Genomic DNA, 18,142 nt, shown 5'->3' on the forward strand with positions numbered 1-18,142 from the left:
AAAATTTTACCGGGACGCGACGGCGCGGGCGGCTGCAACCCGTCGCCGTCGGTTTCGTTATTTGGGCTCCCCCAACAAGCGAAGGAAATCACCATGGTGGATACCGCTCTGATTACGGAACATCTCGAAGTCGTCGGTTCGGACGGTGGTCATGTCGGACGTGTCGATCACGTTCTTGGCGACCAGATCGAACTCGCGAAACTCGATCTCGGCGGCGGCTTCAAGCACCACCTGATCCCGACGGCTTGGGTGGCGCGCGTTGACGACAAACATGTTCACCTCTCCCTGACCAAAGACGAAGCCAAGGCGCGCTGGACCGAAAAGACCAGCTGATGGATTCCCGAGGGCTCCGCCGCATGCGGAGCTCTCGTCGCCTCGACTGTGGCACAGAGAGGCGGACACGCAGTCTTCCCGTCAGTAAGGCACGGTGAGCGGTTTCCTGGCGGCGGAGCGCTCCTGTGGCGTCGGGTCTCTAAGGACGCGGATCTCGTCCGGCCTCCAATCGATCAGACCGAGATCGGCCATGGCTGAGAGCCATCCGTCCATCGGCCACACGCCCCAGCGGGCATGGAATCGAACGGCGTTGGCGACAAGCGGTCGAAAATGCTGGAGCGGCGGCTCATAGCCTTCATGGTGTTGATGGAACGCGGGCGCTTCTCCCGCGAAAATCAGAGGCAGCTCCGCGGCCGCAATCCGGAAGCCCAAGTCGGTGTCTTCCGCGCCGTAGCCCGTGTAAGATTCGTCAAAGCCGCCAATTCGCTTAAAGGTTTCAGACCTCACGCCGAAGGCGAGTGACCAGAAAAGGCCTGGATTCGTCTCCGTCCGCACGCCGGACGCCGGGAAGACTCTGACGGGATGGGAAGATCCGGTCTTTCGTAAGTCGATTTCCGTCCAGCCACCGCGCGCAGCCTCTGGATTCAGATAGAGCACCTCTGGACAAACCACCGCGTCGTGGGCGTCGAGGAGCGCGTTCATACGCCCGCACAGGTCCGCAGACGGAATACAATCGACGTCAAGGAACAGCAGATGGTCCCCGGACGCCAGAGCGGCGGCGCGATTGCGCGCTGCGGCTAAAGGGAGCGAAGCGCCGTCTATGCGCGCGATGCGCACAGGACAGGGAACGGCTGACGCCTGAACCGGCGCATCCCCCATATCAACGATCACAAGCTCCGCCGGGGCTGATCGGCTGCGGCGCAATCCCTCGATCAATTGGTCAAGATGCGCTTGGCGATTTCTCACCAAAGTCAGAACACTCAGGCTGGTCATCGGCGACGCCATAGATCAAGCCGATACTCGGAATGACGCTCGGCGATCTCTACCTCGACATGTCTGTCCAGGGTTCGCGCGAGCGCCGCGACCGCGCCGTCTCCCGTCTGCGGATAGTCGGTCTCGCCCAACCAGTGGACCAGGACGATGACACCCCCCGGCTGCAGGGCGTCCTCGATATATCGCCCCGCTCGGATCAGATCGGCGTCGCTCCAGTAATAGGCGACTTCGGACAACACCATCAGGTCGGGCCGGTCCAGGTCGGGCCGCTCCTCCGGAAAGGCCGCGCATTGGAACCGCACCTGGGGGTAGTCGGAGAGGCGGCGACGGGCGCGCTTCAGCGCCGTTTCGCTGACGTCGATCGCGAGCAAGGTCTTACAATAAGGGGCGAGTTGCGCGGTCAGGACGCCCGCTGCACAGCCAATCTCCAGTCCAGCCTCAAACCGCTCCCCGCCCAGAATGGCGAGCGTACGTTCGCGTTTTTTGGATTCATAGGCGCGCGTCTCCAAGCCCCAGGGATCATCGTCGCCGGCGAAGATGCCTTCGAAATAGTCGGCGCCGAGCGTGGTCTGGCCTCTGATCATACTCTCACCCGATAAAGCTGGTCGGCGCTGTCGCGATTGTCCCCCCCTCCCTCCAGCCTGAACCCTGCGCCGAACAGCGGAGTTCTCTGGCTGCGATGTGCGGAAAGGGCGTGCGCCCGTGCCCCCCCCTTCAGCATCGGTGTCGAGAGCCTCAGCTGCGCCGCCTGCGGCGCAGCGCCCCAGACGACATACTCAAACAGGTGCACACGCCGGATCGCCCTTTGAACGACAGCCCGAGCGAGCTTCGCCGCTGCGGCATGATCGCAATGCGGCTCATTGAGAGCGGTGACCGCTATGGCGTCGACCATACGCTGGCGACAAAACCACGCCAGACGTCGCGCGGCCGCCTCGAACCGAGGCTCACCCGGCGCGGCCGGTTCCGCATCCGGCCAGCCAAGAAACACAGGCGCTCCACCGCGATCGCCCGCCAGACGCCGCAGCGCCGTGCGGGCTTCGGACTGACGCTGGGCGATCAGACGCGCGCGTGACCGGGCGTCTTTGTGCGGATGAGATCCCGCTCCATCGGTGAGAAAGGCCACGCCGGCGAGACGATGCTCTCGTGCTGTCGTCCTGATCAAGGCGGCGGCGCCGAGGGTTTCATCATCGGCATGCGGCGCGATCACCAGCCACCTCGCCGCCGCCCATGGCGTGCTCGACAGGGCCAGCGCTCCGATCATTCCGGGCTTCGTTGTCACCATAGGGCGTCATCCCCGCCCCAGATGTCTCGATCTAGCCAGGATACAGCGGCGACATCACGCGCATGGTCGGGAGCCGCCTGACGAAGATACAGGCTGAGGTCACGGATAATCTTGTCCAGTCTTTCGCCGTCGAAGGCGCTTCGCGTGCCGACCGCGCGCGCCGCCAGCTCCATCGCATCCAGCGCACATCGCTCAACCACGCCCCGCGCCGCCCGCGCGACGTCAGCGGCGTCCGGCGCTTCGCGCGTAGCGCGGTCTGCTGCCTCCCGGACCCAGAGAAAAGCGGTGCGCGCGGCTATCGCGCTTTGCGCGAACTTGGCGCGCTGCAGTGGATCTGCACGCGCGGTCTCGGAGAGGGCGTCCCGCAGCGCCAAGACGAGCCCTTCGATCCCGCCCAGTTGGACGGCCAGGAATCGCCAGGCGCCGGCCGTGAATCGAGGCTCTCGATCATAATCCCCGGGCGCCCCGACGCAGCGGGCGCTATCGGCGGCGAGCCCATCCAGATCGTAGCGCCCGCTGACCGTCGCGCGCATGCCGCGAACGCGCCATCCCGTCAGGTCGGCGCGAGCAGGATCATCGGCCGGCACAACAACCAAACGGCGCGCGCCCTCGTCGGGCTGGGCCGTAACGATGGCGAAGTCCAGGCCGCCGGCGCCCGTAGCAAACATCTTCGCACCGGTCAGTCGATCGCCGAGGATACGAACCCCAGGCTGAGCCTCGGTCGCCCAGACGCCGAACCAGCCGCCGCGATCGAGTACAGCGCCCAGCCAGGCTTTTTGGTCCGGCGAACCATACCAATCGAACAGGGCGAGCGCATTCACGTGCCCCTCGAACAGGCGTCCTACGCTCAAATCGGCGCGACCGACTCGTCTCAAGTCGTCGAACAGCGCATGCATCCGATCTTCTAGCGTTGCGAACTCTTCCCCTCCGCTTTGTATGGGTGCGAAACGACGATGCAATCCGCTCGCCGCCAGCAGGTCCAGGCTGTTCGACGGAAAACGGGGCGACGCGTCATGGCTTGCGCCCAGCCGTACCAGCTCGGCGTCCAGCTCGTGGACGGCGTCTGGATCTTGGGAGAGCGGAACTAAAGCCATTCAGTTACTCCAGCGCCCCTCGGCGCAGTCAAGAAGCCATCGGCCCGCGCCGGCGTATCCGTCTCCAAGCAGCCGTCGGCGCCCGGCGGTAGGGAGGGTTTCAGCGGCGAACAGAAGGTCGGCCCAGGCCGACGGCTCCGGCCAATGGGTCGAGACGATCGCTGCCTGGAGATGGGCAAGACGCGCGGCCTTGTCCGCTTGTTCGGCGTAGGCGCGCGCCTCCGGCACGCAGACGAAGGCGCGACCGGCCTCGAGCACGGTATTGACCAGTCCGTCGCCGGCGCCGCCGACGATGATAGAGTGTCGGTCCACCTCAGCGGCGACGTCGTCCACCCAGCCGAGGTGTGTCAGATTAGGCGGAGCGCGATCGAGGTCGTCGACAGGGCCGACACAAGTCCACCGGTAGGCGGGTGTCGCCGCTGCACTGGCCGCCAAGGCGGCGCCGTCCAGGGGACGCCCGCCGCGCCCATGGACAACGAGAACCGTTTGCGGCGCCGCTGCGGGCGCCGCCCGGGCTTCTGGCGCGACATAACGGGTTTTGTCCCGTATCCAGGACGGGGCGCTCGTCGGTTCCAAGGCCTTGTGCCAGGGCGCCATCAGCGCCTTCGCACCCCGGAAGGCGTCGAGATGAGCGGGATCGCGGCGATCGCCGGACAGCCGGACATAGACGACCGGCGTCGAGGAGAGCCGCGCGAGCATGGCGGCCTCGACGGAGACATCAACAACCATAAGAGCCGGCTCCGCCTCGGCGATCCACGCCGCCATCGCCGCGACCCGGCGTCGTAGTCCTGCGACGCCATAAGGGGCGTAGTGCAAGGCCTGAGGACGGTCTTCGACGCCATCGTCGCCGGCGAAACCCGCATCGCCTGTCCGGCGGTCATCCTCGAGCGGAACCTCGCAAAGCCCCTGAGCCCGGCCAGTTAGACCCGTGCCGAGCAAGACGAACCGTTTCGGCGCGACGGCGGCGATTTTCGAGGCCCGCTGATAATGACCTTCGCCCTGATGATGAACGTAATAGCCGATGAGCCCGGTCATGCGGCGACGTCCGGCCTGCGCGAGCGCGCTGTACACAGGTCGCTAAGCTCAGCGTCATGGGGCATGGCGGCAAGGGATGGCTCGTGCTGCGCTATGAGAGCGGCTCCGTCGGGTCGCCGCCTAAGATCGGCGCGCCATCGCGCCCGCGCCCGCCAGTGATCCAAGTTCGGCGCAAGCACCGGCGCGCGCCCTCCGGCCTGCAACGAAAGACGCGCCATCTCCTCCGCCATGCCCCCAGCGGCGCGCCCGTCAAGGCGCGCCGACACCCGCGTCCACACCGAGACGGGATGGACAAGACGGGCTCCGGTCGCCTGAGCGAAAGCCACAAGCGCACGATCTTCGCCGCTCGGAATGACGGGCGAACCACCCGCCGCCCGATAGGCCGCAACCGTGATCGCCAGACTAGCGCCGGTATGGTCGCCATGCCGGGGAGCAGGATCCCACGGGCACGGGTCGATCTCATCCTCGATTTCGCGCACCATCGACCAATAGAGATCCCACTGGCGCCGCAGCCCAAGGAGGTCGGCTGCAATGGGCTCGGATTCATCCAAACGGAGCGCTCCTCCCACGAGATCAGCCTGCGCAGCGGCCGCGAGGTTGGCCGAGATCCACTGGTTCGGTGGTCTGGCGTCCGCATCGGTCGAAATCAGCAACGCCTCATCGCGATGGCCGACGACCTCAAGCCCCAGGTTCATCGCTGCGCGACGCGCGCTTCCGGCATGCGCCAGCGCCGGTGCGAAGTCCGCCTCGACCACACGCAGCTTCAATCGCTCGCCCCATCTCGCCGCCGCTTGCCGCGCAACATCTGCCGAGCCGTCGTCGGAGTTATTGACGAAGATTGCGACCGGCACCACGCCCGAGACATCCTGCGACGCAAGGGCGTCGATCAGCACGGGCAGGCGCACGGCTTCATTCCGCGCGGGCGCACACACGCAATATGCTGGATTAGCGATCATGCGCTGAGCCGGTCCTCAACGCGATCGTTAGCGATCGGGAGCCCCGGCCGCTGACCGATCAGGTTTGTGTAGAGACGTGCGTAGGCGTCCGCCATCACCTGGGCGTCGCAGGCCGTTTCAGCCCGCTGGCGGCACGCCTTGCGCGACAATCCTGACGCCGCTTGCACAGCCCGCGCCAGATCCGCGACGTCATCGGGTGCGGCCAGCACGCCGCAGTCGGGGGTCAGAATTTCAGGAATGGCGCCCCGTGCAAACGCGGCGACAGGCGTACCGCACGCCAAGGCCTCAGCCACGACCAGGCCGTAGGGCTCGTCCCAGCAGGGCGTGCACAAGAAGGCCGAGGCCGCGCCGATCTCGATCGCAAGATGCTCATGATCGAGATGACCGAGATACCGGGTCTCTTCGCCCAACCGCGGCGCAATCCGTTCGGCGAAATAGGCTTGATCCGAGATCGGTCCAGCAATCCGTAAAGGCATCCCGGCGACGCGCGCCGCATCGATGGCGTGGTGCAGGCCTTTCTCGGGAACGATGCGGCCGTACCAGATGAGATGGGGCGCCGTGGCCGCCACCGGCCGATATTGAAAGCGCTGAAGATCAATCCCATTGGGGATCACCGCATCGATCTCTCGCACACGAGTCCAGCCGGCGCGGATGGACTGCGACACCCCGACAAAGCGGGCGCCCGCGCCGCACTCTCGCACGCCGCTCTCCAGCCAGCAGAAGGGCGGCGTGTGCAAGGTGGTTACCATCGGCATCGGCAGAGTATCCGCCATCGACACCGGCAGATAGTGAAGACTGTTGTTGTGAATGATGTCGAAATCGCTGCGCCGCAGCCGTGTCATCAACGACAGATAGGCATGATGCTCGCGGAAGAAGGCGACATCAGTCGCCTCCGCCGTCCCCACCTCCAGAACGGCAGTCTCTTCGCAGATGGCCTCCACGCCCAAGGCCGGATCGGACCGTGTCGAGGCGAACAAGGTGACATCGTGCCCCCCAGCCCGCAACAGCCGGCACAAAAGGTGGGTGTGCATCTCGAGCCCGCCGGCGAACGGCTCCCCGATCGGATGCTTGAGGTGAGCGATGACGCCTATACGCAAGTAGCCCCCCTTCACCGCGCTGCGATCCAGGATCGTCCCACGCCTATTCGCAAGATTGCCGATCCCTAACCGACACAACCCGTCATCGTTCCTCTGTCCGATTTCAGGCATTGAGAGTGATGTCTGTCACCAAGCCGTCGCTGGTCCGAACTGTCCGACCGGATCCCTGCCGGCGCGCTCTGCGGCCCCGGAACGGGTCGGCGACGGGCGGGTTGTCAACGAGGGCGGGAAGGCGCTGCGCCGACCGGGCGCTGGTGAGGCCCTTAACGGCGAAGGCCGTCCGCTAGACGGATCAAATCAACCATAGGATTGAGATGAGCATTCTCGGAAAAATCTTCTCCACGGTCTGGGATCGCGCCAAGGCCGGTCCTGGCGGACATTCTAGGTCGGCGCCCGCTCCTGCGCCCGCGCCCTCCCCCCTTCCCCAAACGACCACCGCGCCCGTTGCGCCCCCGGCCGCCCAAGCTTCGCCCACGGCGTCAGACTGGTCGACCAGTCCATGGCCGACCCTGTCCGAGGCCGAACTCATCGAGACGCTGGATGGTATGAACGCCCAACGGTCGGAACGCCTGAACTGGCAGACCTCGATCGTCGATCTGATGAAGCTGGTCGGACTGGACAGTTCGCTGGAAGAACGGCGCGAACTTGCTGACGAGCTCGGCTATTCGGGCGACAAGTCGGACAGCGCGGCGATGAACATCTGGCTGCACCGTCAGGTCATGGACCGGCTGAAATCAAACAACGCTCAGCCGACCGCCGACCTGAAATAGGCGCGATGGGGATTACGGTGCCGCTCCTGGCCGGGTAGAGGCTACGAGCGGCGTTGCAGCGGCGCACCCGAAACTGCGTCAAATGCCGGTCGGCGACGCCCCAGGCAAATAGGTCCACGCAAAGGCCGACGCCCCTGAGTGATCAGCACCCGGCAATCGCGTTCCATCCTCAAGCACGATAAAACAGTGGCGCCATTGTTCGGCTTCATCCGCCGCGCCACGCGCAATAGCGCTGCGAGACCCGCGCAGGTCTGCCCAGACAACCAGCCGCCCCCCTGTCTCGGCGATCCGTTCAAAGGCGACCACCTCGTCTGCGCTCCGCCCCTCAACGATCGCTGGCCGGTATACACTGCCGCTGAACAGATACGGTCTATCTCGCCGAAGCATCAGCAGGTCGCGTATCAGCATCAACTTGGCCGACCCATCCCGCCAGTTCTCCAGATCCGGAGCTTGCGCCAACAGCGTCGCCCGCCGATCGAAATCGACGGGTCGCCGGTTGTCCGGGTCGACGAGGCTATAATCCCAAAGCTCCGCCCCCTGATAAAAGTCCGGAACCCCTGGCAAAGTCAGTTTAAGCCCGGTCTGCACCAGAGATTTGCGGACCGCCGCAGGGGCGATCTGAGTCACAAAAGCGTCTATGCGACCGGAGAGCGTCTCGTCGCCCAGAACCTCGTCAATCAGGCGTCGAGCCTGATCCTCGTAGGCGAGATCGGGCGCGACCCAGCTCGAGCGCAGTTTGGCCTCGCGCAACGCCTTGATCATCCAGGTCCCGATCCGCTCCGCGAAATCTGTCCGCGCCTCGCTCGACGGAAGTCCGTCCACAGGCCAAGCGCCGACGAGCGCTTGGCAAAGCTGATAGACGTCGCCCTGCGTCAACCCGCTCCGGCTCTCCACGGCGTCGATCCAGGACACCACTTCGGTCCGCCACAGGTCCGGGATTTCGGACAGGACGGCAAGGCGCATACGCCCGTCCTCGCCGCGTTTGTGGTCATGGGTTGCGGTGGCGAGAAGGGTCTGGGGATGCCGACCGGAGGCGGCGACCCAGCCGTGAAGCCCTTCCGGCCCCTCCCCCAAGCGCTGCGGATCGAACCCGACGTCGTTGCGGGATAGGAGCCGCCCGTAACGATAGAAGGCCGTATCCTCGACGGCCTTGGCGGAAACCGGAGCGCTGAGTTGCTGAAACCGTCGCACAGCGTCTCGCGTCAGGCTCGGCTGCGCTTCGTGCTCGCCGGCCAGAGCAGACATCACAAAGTCGAGGGCGGCATGATCGGCCGCGCCGAGCCGCGCTTTTGCGGCGGCCTGGACGCCTTCGCGGACCGGGCTGTCCGAGGCGGGCGCATCCTCGCCGGTCCCATAGGTGCGATAGGTCGGGAAGACTTGGATCGCCGACGAGATCGCCCGACTGAAGGACCGTGCAGTCAAATCGCGTGTGCGCAGGTCAGAGCGAGCCAGTCTCTCGAAAGCGGCGGCGGCGGCCTGTGCTTGCGCGGCGAAACTACGGGAGAGGATTTCCGCGCGCGCGGGACCCTCCTCGTCCTCGAAACAGGCCGAACGCCCGCTGATTTCGGCCCAGAGGTCGCCGAGCGGGTCGGCGCCCGAAGGATCATGCAAGGCCTTGGCCGCGGCGTTCATGAAGTCATAGCCGGTCGTACCGTCCGTGGCCCAGTCGGGATCAAGCCTCTCATGGGGCCCGAGAATTTTCTCGACGATGAGATAGGCGTCGCGATCTAGACCGGAGGGACGGGCCGGCGCGGCGCTCTCCAGGGCCGCGCGGAGTTTGCGCGTATAGGCGGCAGGGTCAGCCAGACCGTCGACATGGTCGACCCGCAAGCCGTCGATCAGGCCTTCGGCGTAAAGCCGCAGCGGAAGGGCGTGGACAGCGTCGAAGACCGCCGGCGCCTCGATGCGCAGCCCTGCCAGTTCGGAAATGTCGAAGAAGCGCCGCCAGTTGATCTGGTCGCCGGCCGTGCGCCACCAAGCCAGGCGGTAGTACTGCCGCTCCAGAAGTGCGTGAAGCCTTGCGCGCCCTTGCGGATCTCGTCCGTCGAACCGGACCTGCAAACCGTTCAGGCGGACATCCCACAGGTCCTTGGCGCCGACTTCCGCCAGGACCTGCGGGTAGTCTTCGCTGCGGATCGGAAACCGATGGGTGCCATAGGCCATCACCGAAAGGCAGTGGGTGTCCTCGTCTTGCTCGAGCACCAGATCGCCCGAGGCCAGAGCTTGGCCGTAAGGCGCGCCCAGAAAGGGGGCCAGCAATCGTCCGTCCAACGCCGGGTCGTCATTCGACCAGTCGATGTCGAAAAACGCTGCATACGGACTGCCGGGCCCGCGTTCCAAAACGTCGAGCCACCAAGCGTTGTCCGCGCCGCCGACGGCCACATGGTTGGGTACGATGTCGAGGATCAGACCCAAGCCCTGGGCACGCAGGGTCGCAGCCATCGTCCGAAAACCCGTCTCGCCGCCGAGCGCCGGATTAATGGCGGTGGGATCCACCACGTCATAACCGTGGATCGATCCCGTCCGCGCCGTCGCAATCGGCGAGGCGTAGACATGGCTGATCCCGAGCTCGGCGAGATAGGGCGCCAGGGCCGCCCCGTCTGCGAAGGTGAAGCCGGCATGAAACTGCAGCCGGTAGGTGGCTCTGGGCGTCATTGCGGTCGCTCCGCTTTCAAGACGGCGATCCGGCCTTGCAGCCCGTCGTCGGCCGATAAGGCCTGAGCGACGGAGGGCAGCCTCCGACGCCAGTTGGGGTGGACGTCGACCACGCCCGGCAAATTGACCGCCTGGTCCAGACCGAGGAGATCCTCCATCGGGATCAGGGCGAGTTCGCAGGCGCTCATGGCCGCCATTCCAACCGCTGCATCGACGGCCGCCTTCGGGTGTTCCGGCGCCGGCGCAGGCCCCGTCGCGGCGCCAGCCGACACGGCGGCGCGCCAGAGATCAGTCCGGTCAAGACTGCGCTCAGCCCGTTCCACCGCACGGTCGCCGATGGCGCCGAGCCGCTCGCGCCACGCGATGTCGCACCCCCGCCACCATCCGGCGATCGGCGCGAGGTCATGGGTGGTGGTCATGGCTGCGGCGCGGACGTCCCAGGCGCCGGGTGCGGTGAACCGGCCCTGTGAATCGCGCTCGAATGGAAGCACGCGCATTCCCGCCAGGCCGCGCGCTTCCAGCTTGGCGCGCAGCCCCTCGGGGACGATGCCGAGATCTTCGCCGATCAGGACAGCGCGACTCCGCCAGGACTCTAAGGCGGCTAGGGACAACATTTCGTTGAATGGATTGCGCAGGTAAGCGCCCTCCAGAGGTCGCGCGCCTTCTGGAAGCACCCACAGTCGATTGAGACCGAGCGCGTGGTCGATGCGCAGACCGCCCGCGTGACGCAGGGCGGCGCGGATTGTTTGCAGGAAGGGTGCGAAACCCGATCGGCGCAGGGCGTCCGGCGCGAAACTGGTGATGCCCCAGCCCTGCCCCGCCGCCTGAAACGCATCGGGCGGGGCGCCGATTGTCAGACCCGACAGAAGGTCCTCGGGCCGGCTCCAGGCGTGGCTCCCGCCCGGATCGAGCCCGACCGCCAGATCCGTGATCAGCCCCAAGCCCATGCCCGCAGATAGGGCTGCGGACTGGGCCGTGGCGAGGTCGCGATCCGCACGCCATTGGCAAAACAGGTGGAAGCGCACGGCGTCGGCGTTCTGCACTGTCCAGGCGGCGACGGCGTCGCCGTTGGCACGCTGGAACGGCTTGGGCCAGGCGCGCCAATCGCTCGCGCCGGTCTGCGCCTTATACCGCTCGTCCAGGGCCTCGAAGACCGCATGTCGGCGAAGGTCCTCCCCGCCTTCGGTTACAAAGGCGTCGAAGGCTGGATCGCCTTCAAACCGCCTGTAGGCGCGTCGCAGCGCCGCCACCTTGGCTGCCGAGGCGGAAGGCCAGTCGATGAGGTCGTTGCTCGCGCCCGCGACAATCGCCTCCAGGTCCGCAAAGAGAGGGTTCAGATGATCGCGCGACGACGGCGAATAGGGACTGTAGCGATCGGGCCGCGCGAGGAATAGGGAATGGACAGGGCTTATGGCGAGGGCGTCGGCGCCGGCGTCGCCCAAGACCTTGGCAAGATCGCGCACGGCCCCGAAATCGCCAAAGCCACGAGGTGTCTCATCGCGCAAACTATAGACTTGAGCCGTCGCACCCCACGCCCTGCGGCCCAGGAGATCATGCACGCTCAGAGCCTGCGGCGGACATATGGCGATCTCGATCGCCGCACCGGCCGCTTCCAGCCGATGATAGCCGATCGGGGCGTCGGCGACGAAGATCACGCCCGTCGGACCATGCGAAAGGCGGACGTCCCGAGACGTCCCGTCTTCAAGAACAAGTTGGGCGGGACCGGCCGGGAGCGGCGCCACACAGGCGTCGCCGGCGGTGACGACGATCAGGGGCGAGACCGCGGCTTTGATTTGCTCCAGGCTCAGGCGTCGGTCGGCTTCGGTGGCGCAGGCGTATCCCAAGGCTTCGAGGATCGTTGTCAGGGCGTCATCACAGACCGTTTGTGGTCGTCCCTGAGCATCCTCCCAATCGACCACCAACCCGGCCGCCGCGGCGACGGCGTGCAGGCCCGTCACGCCGTATCCTCGCGCCAGGCGACGAAGCTGGCGGGCGCGAGACCGGCCGTGTCCAGACCCGCGCCGACCTCGAAAAGGATTTCGCCCGCGGTCGGCGGACAGGGCGCGACAGCATCCCCGAGATTAATCGCGAAGGTCAGTCGCGCGCCGCCCAGGTCCCAACCGGCGACGACGGCGCCCTCGCCGATCACTGTCGCGCCCGTGGCTCGCGCCCAAGTGTGCGGCGCGACGTGAACCCGCCTCAAATTCAGAAGTCGGGTGTAGAAGGCGCGCCATGCCTGCGAGTCGGCGCCGGGTTCGGGGCGGGACCGCTGGAAGGTGTCCGGCGCATTGGGATCGGGGATACGGGCGCGGGCCTCCGGATCGGAGAAGGCGGCGAATTTGGCGAACTCGCGCCGTCGACCTTCACGCACCGCGTCCGCCAGGTCGTCGTGGAAATCCGTGAAGAAGAGGAAGGGCGTGGTCGAGCCCTCCTCCTCGCCCATGAAGACCAGCGGGATCTGCGGGCACAGGAGATGCAACGCCACTGCTGCCCGCATCCGATCGGCCGTAACGAGACTGATCAACCGCTCGCCCAGGGCGCGGTTGCCGACCTGGTCGTGGTTCTGCAGAAAACTGACGAAGGCGCTGGCGGGAAGATGGCCGCTGGACGCGCCTCTCGTCCCATCCTCGCCCTGAAAAACGAAGCCCTCCGCCAGGCAGCGGGCCAGTCGGTCGGTGGGGTGGTCGGCGAATGCGGCGTAATAGGCGTCGGTCTCGCCGGTCAGCAGGACATGGAGAACATTATGGAAGTCGTCGTTCCACTGAGCGTCGAACCGTCCCGGAGCCAGCCTGTCCGGATCGTTGTTTTCATTCTCGAGGATCAGATGGACAGGACGATCGGCGACCGCCGCCCGAACCTCGGCCGCCAGTCGATCAAGAAACTTGTTGTCGCCGATGGCGTGGACCGCGTCGAAACGCAGGCCGTCGAACCGAAACTCCTCGATCCAGTACCGGGCGTTGTCGATGAAGAAGCGCGCGACGGGCGCGCGATCGAAGGCGATTGCGCCGCCCCACGGGGTCTGGCGGCTTTCATGGAAGAAGTCCGCCGCGTAACGGCCGAGGTGGTTTCCGTCCGGCCCGAAGTGATTGTAGACCACGTCGAGAAACACCATCAGGTCGAGTGCATGGGCGGCGTCGATCAGGCGTTTCAGGTCTTCGGGGGAGCCGTAGGCCGCCGTAGGCGCATAGGGCAGCACACCGTCGTAACCCCAGTTGCGATGTCCGCTGACGGCGGCGACCGGCATCAGTTGCAGGGCGGTGAACCCAAGGGCCGCGATGTCCGCCAGCCGCGCGTCGACACCGACAAAGCCCCCCAAGACGCCGACGTGCGCCTCATAGATCACCGCTTCGCGCCACGGACGCCCCCCCCAGGGCGTGCGCCAAACGTAGGCGTCGGGATCCGTCACCACGCTCCAGCCGTGCACATCTTCCCGCTGCCGGCGCGAGGCCGGATCGGGAACCGTGGCTCCATCCTCCAGGCGAAACCGGTAGGCGGCGCCGGGGCTTGTCGGGGCCTCGACCTCGCGCCACCCGTCGCCCGCATCGGCCATGTCGAAGACCGGGCCTGTCTCCAGCTCCAAGGTCACGCCAGTCGCCTGGGGCGCCCAGATGCGGAACCGCACGCCCCCTTCGACGATCTGCGGCCCCGCCGGCTCGGGTCGGGCCGTCACGACTCGCGTCCCGCCATCCATACCGCCGCGCCGCTCAGCACCCGGTAGCGATCGCCGTCCAGTTGGAGATCGGCGATCTCCGGATCCGCGCTGTCGACGAGCACGGTTTGTATCAGGGCCGGGCCGGGGAAGATGAAGTCGAGATCCTCGCCGGAGCTGTTGATCATCAGGCTGACGGTCTGTAGCCGCCCCTCGTCATCGATCCGCGCCAACCGCATGACGAGCGCCCGTCCTTCGACATTGCGCCAGTCCTCTTCGGACAGTCGCTCGCTGCGCTCGTCGAACCAGTCGATGTCCGAAATCCCGTCGCGGACCGCCTCGCCGTAGAGGAAGCGGCCGGCGCGGACAGGCGGCATCCGGCTGCGCACGCCGACTACGCGGGCGGTGAAGTCGATCAGCGCCTGCCCCGCCTCAGAGTCGATCCGCCCCCAGTCGAACCAGCTCAGAGCGTTATCCTGACAATAGGCGTTGTTGTTGCCGTCCTGGGTGCGGCCGAACTCGTCCCCGCCCAGCAGCATCGGCGTGCCGAGCGAGCCGAACAGGGTAAGCAGCATTGATCGCTTCAGCCGCTCTCGGTAGGCGAGGATCTCCGGATCTTCGGTCGGACCCTCTGCGCCCCAGTTCCGCGACAGGTTCTCGCTATGGCCGTCGCGATTGTCTTCACCGTTGGCTTCGTTGTGCTTGCCCTCATAGGTCACGACGTCATTGAGGGTCAGGCCGTCATGGGCCGCGAGGAAGTTGACGCTTGCCCAGGACCGGCGAGCCCGGCGGTCGAAGATATCGCCTGACCCGGACAGGCGGGCGGCGAGCTCGGGGCGTTGATCGCTGTCTCGACGCCAATAACGCCTCACGGTGTCGCGGTACTTGTCGTTCCATTCCGCGAATCCCGGCGGGTGCTGACCGAGCTGATAGCCGCCCGGACCGACGTCCCACGGTTCGGAGATCAGCTTGACCCGTTGCAGCACCGGGTCCTGACGCAGGACGTCGAAGAAGCCGGCGCCGGGATCAAAGCCCTTGTTGCCTTCCCGGCCCAGGGTTACGCCGAGATCGAAGCGAAAGCCGTCGACGCGGAAGGATTCAGCCCAATACCGCAGACTGTCGGCGACCATCTGCACCACCCGCGCCTTTGACATATTGAGGCAGTTGCCGGTGCCGGTGTCGTTGACGCAATAGCGCGGATTGTCGTCCTGAAGTCGGTAGTAGGTCGCGTTGTCCAGACCGCGCAGGCTCATCGTCTGGCCCATCTCTGAGCCCTCGGCGGTATGATTGTAGACCACATCGAGGATCACCTCGATGCCGGCGGCGTGCAGGCGGCGGATGGCCAACCGCAGTTCATCGGCGCTGCCGGTGGCCATGTAGCGCGCTTCCGGCGCGAAGAAGGCGAGGGTATTGTAGCCCCAGTAGTTGGACAGACCGCGTTCCTGGAGGAAGCGATCCTGTACGAAGGCGTGGATCGGCAGGAGCTCGAGGGCCGTCACGCCCAGCTTCTGCAAATGCTCAATGACACGGGGGTGGGACAAGGCCGCAAACGTCCCCCGCTCCGGCGGGCTGACCTCCTCCAGCAGCTTGGTGAGCCCCTTGACGTGCGCCTCGTAGATGACCGTTTTCGACCAGGGTGTGTTGGGACGGACGTCTCCGGTCCAGTCGAAGGCGTCTGAAGTGACCACGGACTTAGGGACGGCAGGCGCGCTGTCGCGCCGATCAAAGCTAAGATCGGCCTTGCTGGAGCCGACCCGATAGCCGTGCAGGGCGTCGGTCCACCGCACAGTTCCGTGGAGCTTGCGCGCATAGGGATCGATCAGAAGCTTGTTGGGGTTGAACCTATGGCCCTCCTCGGGGGCGTAGGGGCCATGCGCCCGCAGACCATAGAGGAGTCCAGGCCGGGCGTCGGGGAGATAGCCGTGCCAGACCTCGTCCGTCCATTCCGGAAGCGGCAGCCGCGCGACCTCTCGCTTGCCTGACGGATCGAAGACGCACAGGTCGATCTGTTCGGCGTGAGCGGAGAAGACTGCAAAATTGACGCCCAAACCATCGAAGGTGGCGCCGAGCGGATAGGGCGAGCCGGGCAAAAGCCGGTCAGGCAGTCGGTTCAACGGCGGGTCCTTCGTAACGGAGGAAGACGACGCCGAGCGGCGGGATCGTCAGATCCAGTGCGCATGGCCAGCCGTTCCAAGGGGTAGGAACCGATCGAACGGCGTCGCCCGCCCCAATGTTCCCGCCGCCATAGACGGCAGCGTCGGTATTGAGAATTTCGCGCCAGACGCCGGCATGCGGCGCGCCGAGCCGATAATTCCGGCGCACCTCCGGGGTCAAATTACAGACCACAAGAAGCGGAGCCGCGCCGTGGAACGAACGTCGCAAAAAGGCGAAGACGCTGTCGCCGCCCGCGTTTTCCGCGACCCACTGGAAACCGCGCGGGTCGGCGTCCGTGTGATGGAGCGCGCCCTGTTCGCGGTAGAGTCTGTTCAGGTCGCCGACAAGGCGGCGCATCCCGTCGTGGGCAGGGTCCTTCAACAGTTCCCAATCGAGCTGTCGATCGTGGCTCCACTCCCGCTCCTGAGCGAACTCACCGCCCATGAAGAGCAGCTTCTTGCCGGGGTGGCCCCACATGAACCCGAGATAGGCGCGCAGATTGGCGAAGCGACGCCAACGATCACCCGGCATCTTGTTGATCAGGCTCCGTTTGCCGTGGACCACTTCGTCGTGGCTCAGGGGCAGGACGAAGCGTTCGCTGAAGGCATAGACGAGCCCGAAGCCCAGGTCGCCGCCATGCCACCCGCGGTGGATGGGATCACGTTCGAAATAGCGCAGGGTGTCATTCATCCACCCCATGTTCCACTTGTAGTCGAAGCCCAGCCCCCCGGCCTCCACCGATGCGCTGACGCCAGGCCAGGCGGTCGACTCTTCAGCGATGGTGATGGCCCCGGGCGCTCGCTCCGCCACGACCCGGTTCAAGTCCTTCAGAAAGGCGACGGATTCCAGATTCTCCCGCCCGCCGTGCCGGTTCGGCGTCCAGGCCCCGGCGGGGCGGCTGTAGTCGCGGTAGAGCATGGACGCGACCGCATCGACGCGCAGACCGTCGACGTGGAAAGTCTCCAACCAATAGACCGCAGACGCGATCAGGAAGCCGCGCACCTCCGTGCGGCCGAGGTTGTAGATCAGCGTCTTCCAGTCGGGATGCCAGCCTTCTTTCGGATCGCCGTGCTCATAAAGGGCCGTCCCGTCGAACCGCGCCAGACCGTGGGCGTCCTCCGGGAAATGCGCAGGCACCCAGTCCAGGATCACGCCTATGCCGGCCTGGTGGGCCCGGTCGACAAACCTCGCGAACCCGTCGGGCGGGCCAAAACGGGCCGACGGCGCAAATTGGGACAGCGGCTGGTAGCCCCAGGACCCGCCGAACGGATGTTCCATGATCGGCATGAGCTCGACATGGGTGAATCCCATTTCAGCCACATAGGGCAGGAGCTGATCAGAGAGTTCATCCCAGGAGTGGGCCTGCGGCCAGTCCCGCCAAGGCTGCTTCCACGACGCCGCATGCACCTCATAGATGGTGATCGGCGCGCCTGCATGCTGCCGGTCCGCGCGTGCGGCCATCCAGTCCGCGTCGCCCCAGGCGTGGTCGTCCGCCGGCGCCACGACCGAAGCGGTGGCAGGCGGAAGTTCAGTCGACCGCGCCAAGGGATCGGCCTTCTCGCGCAGCGCGCCATCGGCGCCCAGCACGGCGAACTTGTACAGTGCGCCGGGCTGAACGCCGGGCAGAAAAATCTCCCATATTCCGGCGCCGTGGCGCAGGCGCATAGGATGGCGCAGGCGGCTCCAGCCGTTGAAGTCCCCGATGACCGAGACCTGGCGCGCATTCGGCGCCCAGACCGAAAAGGCGGTTCCAGTCTCGCCCTCGTGGTTCATTGGCACGGCGCCGAGGCGTTGCGCCGGCTGATGATGGCGTCCTTCGTTGAAGAGATGCAGATCCAAGTCGCCGAGCACCGGCCCGAAGCGATACGGATCGGCCAAGATCTCGACCGCACCCGGCCATTCGACCTTCAGACGATAGGCGGACGTCGGCTCATGCGGGTCAAGCTCCGCCTCGAACAGCCCGGGTCCGGTTTCTAAGAACCGTGCAATCTCGCGTCCTTCGCCATCAACCGCCGCAACGGCGAGCGCTCCCGGCTGCAGCGTGCGGACGACCCCGTCATGCGGCCCGAGGACCGAAAACGGATCGCCCAACCACTCCGGCGAAACTGTTGAATGCACGGCGTTCCCTTCCCCCTGAGACGCAACAACAACAATCTTCGCGAGCGGTTCCGGTTCTAGGGAACC

General features: G+C 66.0%; 14 protein-coding genes. 2 read left to right on the forward strand and 12 right to left on the reverse strand.

Annotation, left to right across the window (positions count from 1 at the left end):
• The first annotated feature begins 93 nt into the window (after positions 1-93).
• Positions 94-333, forward strand: a complete 240-nt coding sequence (locus tag ACIQ1T_RS02320) for a DUF2171 domain-containing protein (protein WP_395942873.1) — start codon at positions 94-96, stop codon at positions 331-333.
• Positions 334-414: 81 nt separating this feature from the next.
• Here ACIQ1T_RS02320 and ACIQ1T_RS02325 read toward each other — a convergent pair whose 3' ends face one another.
• The 7 genes from ACIQ1T_RS02325 to ACIQ1T_RS02355 are packed head-to-tail and all read right to left on the reverse strand — an operon-like array spanning position 415 to position 6,841.
• Positions 415-1,266 (reverse strand): glycosyltransferase family 2 protein, encoded by an 852-nt coding sequence (locus tag ACIQ1T_RS02325; RefSeq protein ID WP_395942874.1) that lies wholly within the window; start codon positions 1,264-1,266, stop codon positions 415-417.
• Positions 1,263-1,850 (reverse strand): SAM-dependent methyltransferase, encoded by a 588-nt coding sequence (locus ACIQ1T_RS02330; protein WP_395942875.1) that lies wholly within the window; start codon positions 1,848-1,850, stop codon positions 1,263-1,265. The genes ACIQ1T_RS02325 and ACIQ1T_RS02330 overlap by 4 nt, the downstream gene beginning before the upstream one ends.
• Positions 1,847-2,527 (reverse strand): PIG-L deacetylase family protein, encoded by a 681-nt coding sequence (locus ACIQ1T_RS02335; RefSeq protein ID WP_395942876.1) that lies wholly within the window; start codon positions 2,525-2,527, stop codon positions 1,847-1,849. Before ACIQ1T_RS02335 ends, ACIQ1T_RS02330 begins: the two co-directional genes overlap by 4 nt.
• A gap of 14 nt (positions 2,528-2,541) precedes the next feature.
• Positions 2,542-3,642 carry an acyl-CoA dehydrogenase gene (locus ACIQ1T_RS02340; RefSeq protein WP_395942877.1) on the reverse strand — a complete coding sequence of 367 codons (1,101 nt, stop codon included), beginning with the start codon at positions 3,640-3,642 and terminating at the stop codon, positions 2,542-2,544.
• On the reverse strand, positions 3,643-4,677 hold the full coding sequence (locus ACIQ1T_RS02345; protein ID WP_395942878.1) for a glycosyltransferase: 1,035 nt from the start codon (positions 4,675-4,677) through the stop codon (positions 3,643-3,645). It lies immediately after the preceding gene.
• Positions 4,674-5,582, reverse strand: a complete 909-nt coding sequence (locus ACIQ1T_RS02350) for a glycosyltransferase family 2 protein (protein ID WP_395942879.1) — start codon at positions 5,580-5,582, stop codon at positions 4,674-4,676. Before ACIQ1T_RS02350 ends, ACIQ1T_RS02345 begins: the two co-directional genes overlap by 4 nt.
• A 47-nt stretch (positions 5,583-5,629) precedes the next feature.
• Complete coding sequence (locus tag ACIQ1T_RS02355; RefSeq protein WP_395942880.1) at positions 5,630-6,841, reverse strand: glycosyltransferase family 4 protein; 1,212 nt, start codon at positions 6,839-6,841, stop codon at positions 5,630-5,632.
• 203 nt (positions 6,842-7,044) lie between these two features.
• On the opposite strand from ACIQ1T_RS02355, the gene ACIQ1T_RS02360 reads away from it, so the two are divergent.
• Positions 7,045-7,500, forward strand: a complete 456-nt coding sequence (locus ACIQ1T_RS02360; RefSeq protein ID WP_395942881.1) for a DUF3597 domain-containing protein — start codon at positions 7,045-7,047, stop codon at positions 7,498-7,500.
• 78 nt (positions 7,501-7,578) lie between these two features.
• Here ACIQ1T_RS02360 and treY read toward each other — a convergent pair whose 3' ends face one another.
• From treY to glgB, 5 genes are read right to left on the reverse strand one after another with little or no spacing between them, the layout of a single operon-like run.
• The gene (gene treY, locus ACIQ1T_RS02365; RefSeq protein WP_395942882.1) at positions 7,579-10,155 is read right to left on the reverse strand and encodes a malto-oligosyltrehalose synthase; all 2,577 of its coding nucleotides are present in this window, start codon (positions 10,153-10,155) and stop codon (positions 7,579-7,581) included.
• A complete protein-coding gene (gene malQ / locus ACIQ1T_RS02370; protein WP_395942883.1) occupies positions 10,152-12,113 on the reverse strand; it encodes a 4-alpha-glucanotransferase in 1,962 nt (653 codons plus the stop codon). The genes treY and malQ overlap by 4 nt, the downstream gene beginning before the upstream one ends.
• The gene (gene treZ / locus ACIQ1T_RS02375; RefSeq protein ID WP_395942884.1) at positions 12,110-13,825 is read right to left on the reverse strand and encodes a malto-oligosyltrehalose trehalohydrolase; all 1,716 of its coding nucleotides are present in this window, start codon (positions 13,823-13,825) and stop codon (positions 12,110-12,112) included. The genes malQ and treZ overlap by 4 nt, the downstream gene beginning before the upstream one ends.
• Positions 13,822-15,918, reverse strand: a complete 2,097-nt coding sequence (gene glgX, locus ACIQ1T_RS02380) for a glycogen debranching protein GlgX (RefSeq protein ID WP_395942885.1) — start codon at positions 15,916-15,918, stop codon at positions 13,822-13,824. The genes treZ and glgX overlap by 4 nt, the downstream gene beginning before the upstream one ends.
• A complete protein-coding gene (glgB, locus tag ACIQ1T_RS02385; RefSeq protein WP_395942886.1) occupies positions 15,902-18,076 on the reverse strand; it encodes a 1,4-alpha-glucan branching protein GlgB in 2,175 nt (724 codons plus the stop codon). The genes glgX and glgB overlap by 17 nt, the downstream gene beginning before the upstream one ends.
• Positions 18,077-18,142 lie beyond the last annotated feature (66 nt).

Origin of the sequence: Brevundimonas sp. (genome assembly GCF_044336875.1) — a bacterium.
In the GTDB taxonomy this organism is placed as follows: domain Bacteria; phylum Pseudomonadota; class Alphaproteobacteria; order Caulobacterales; family Caulobacteraceae; genus Brevundimonas.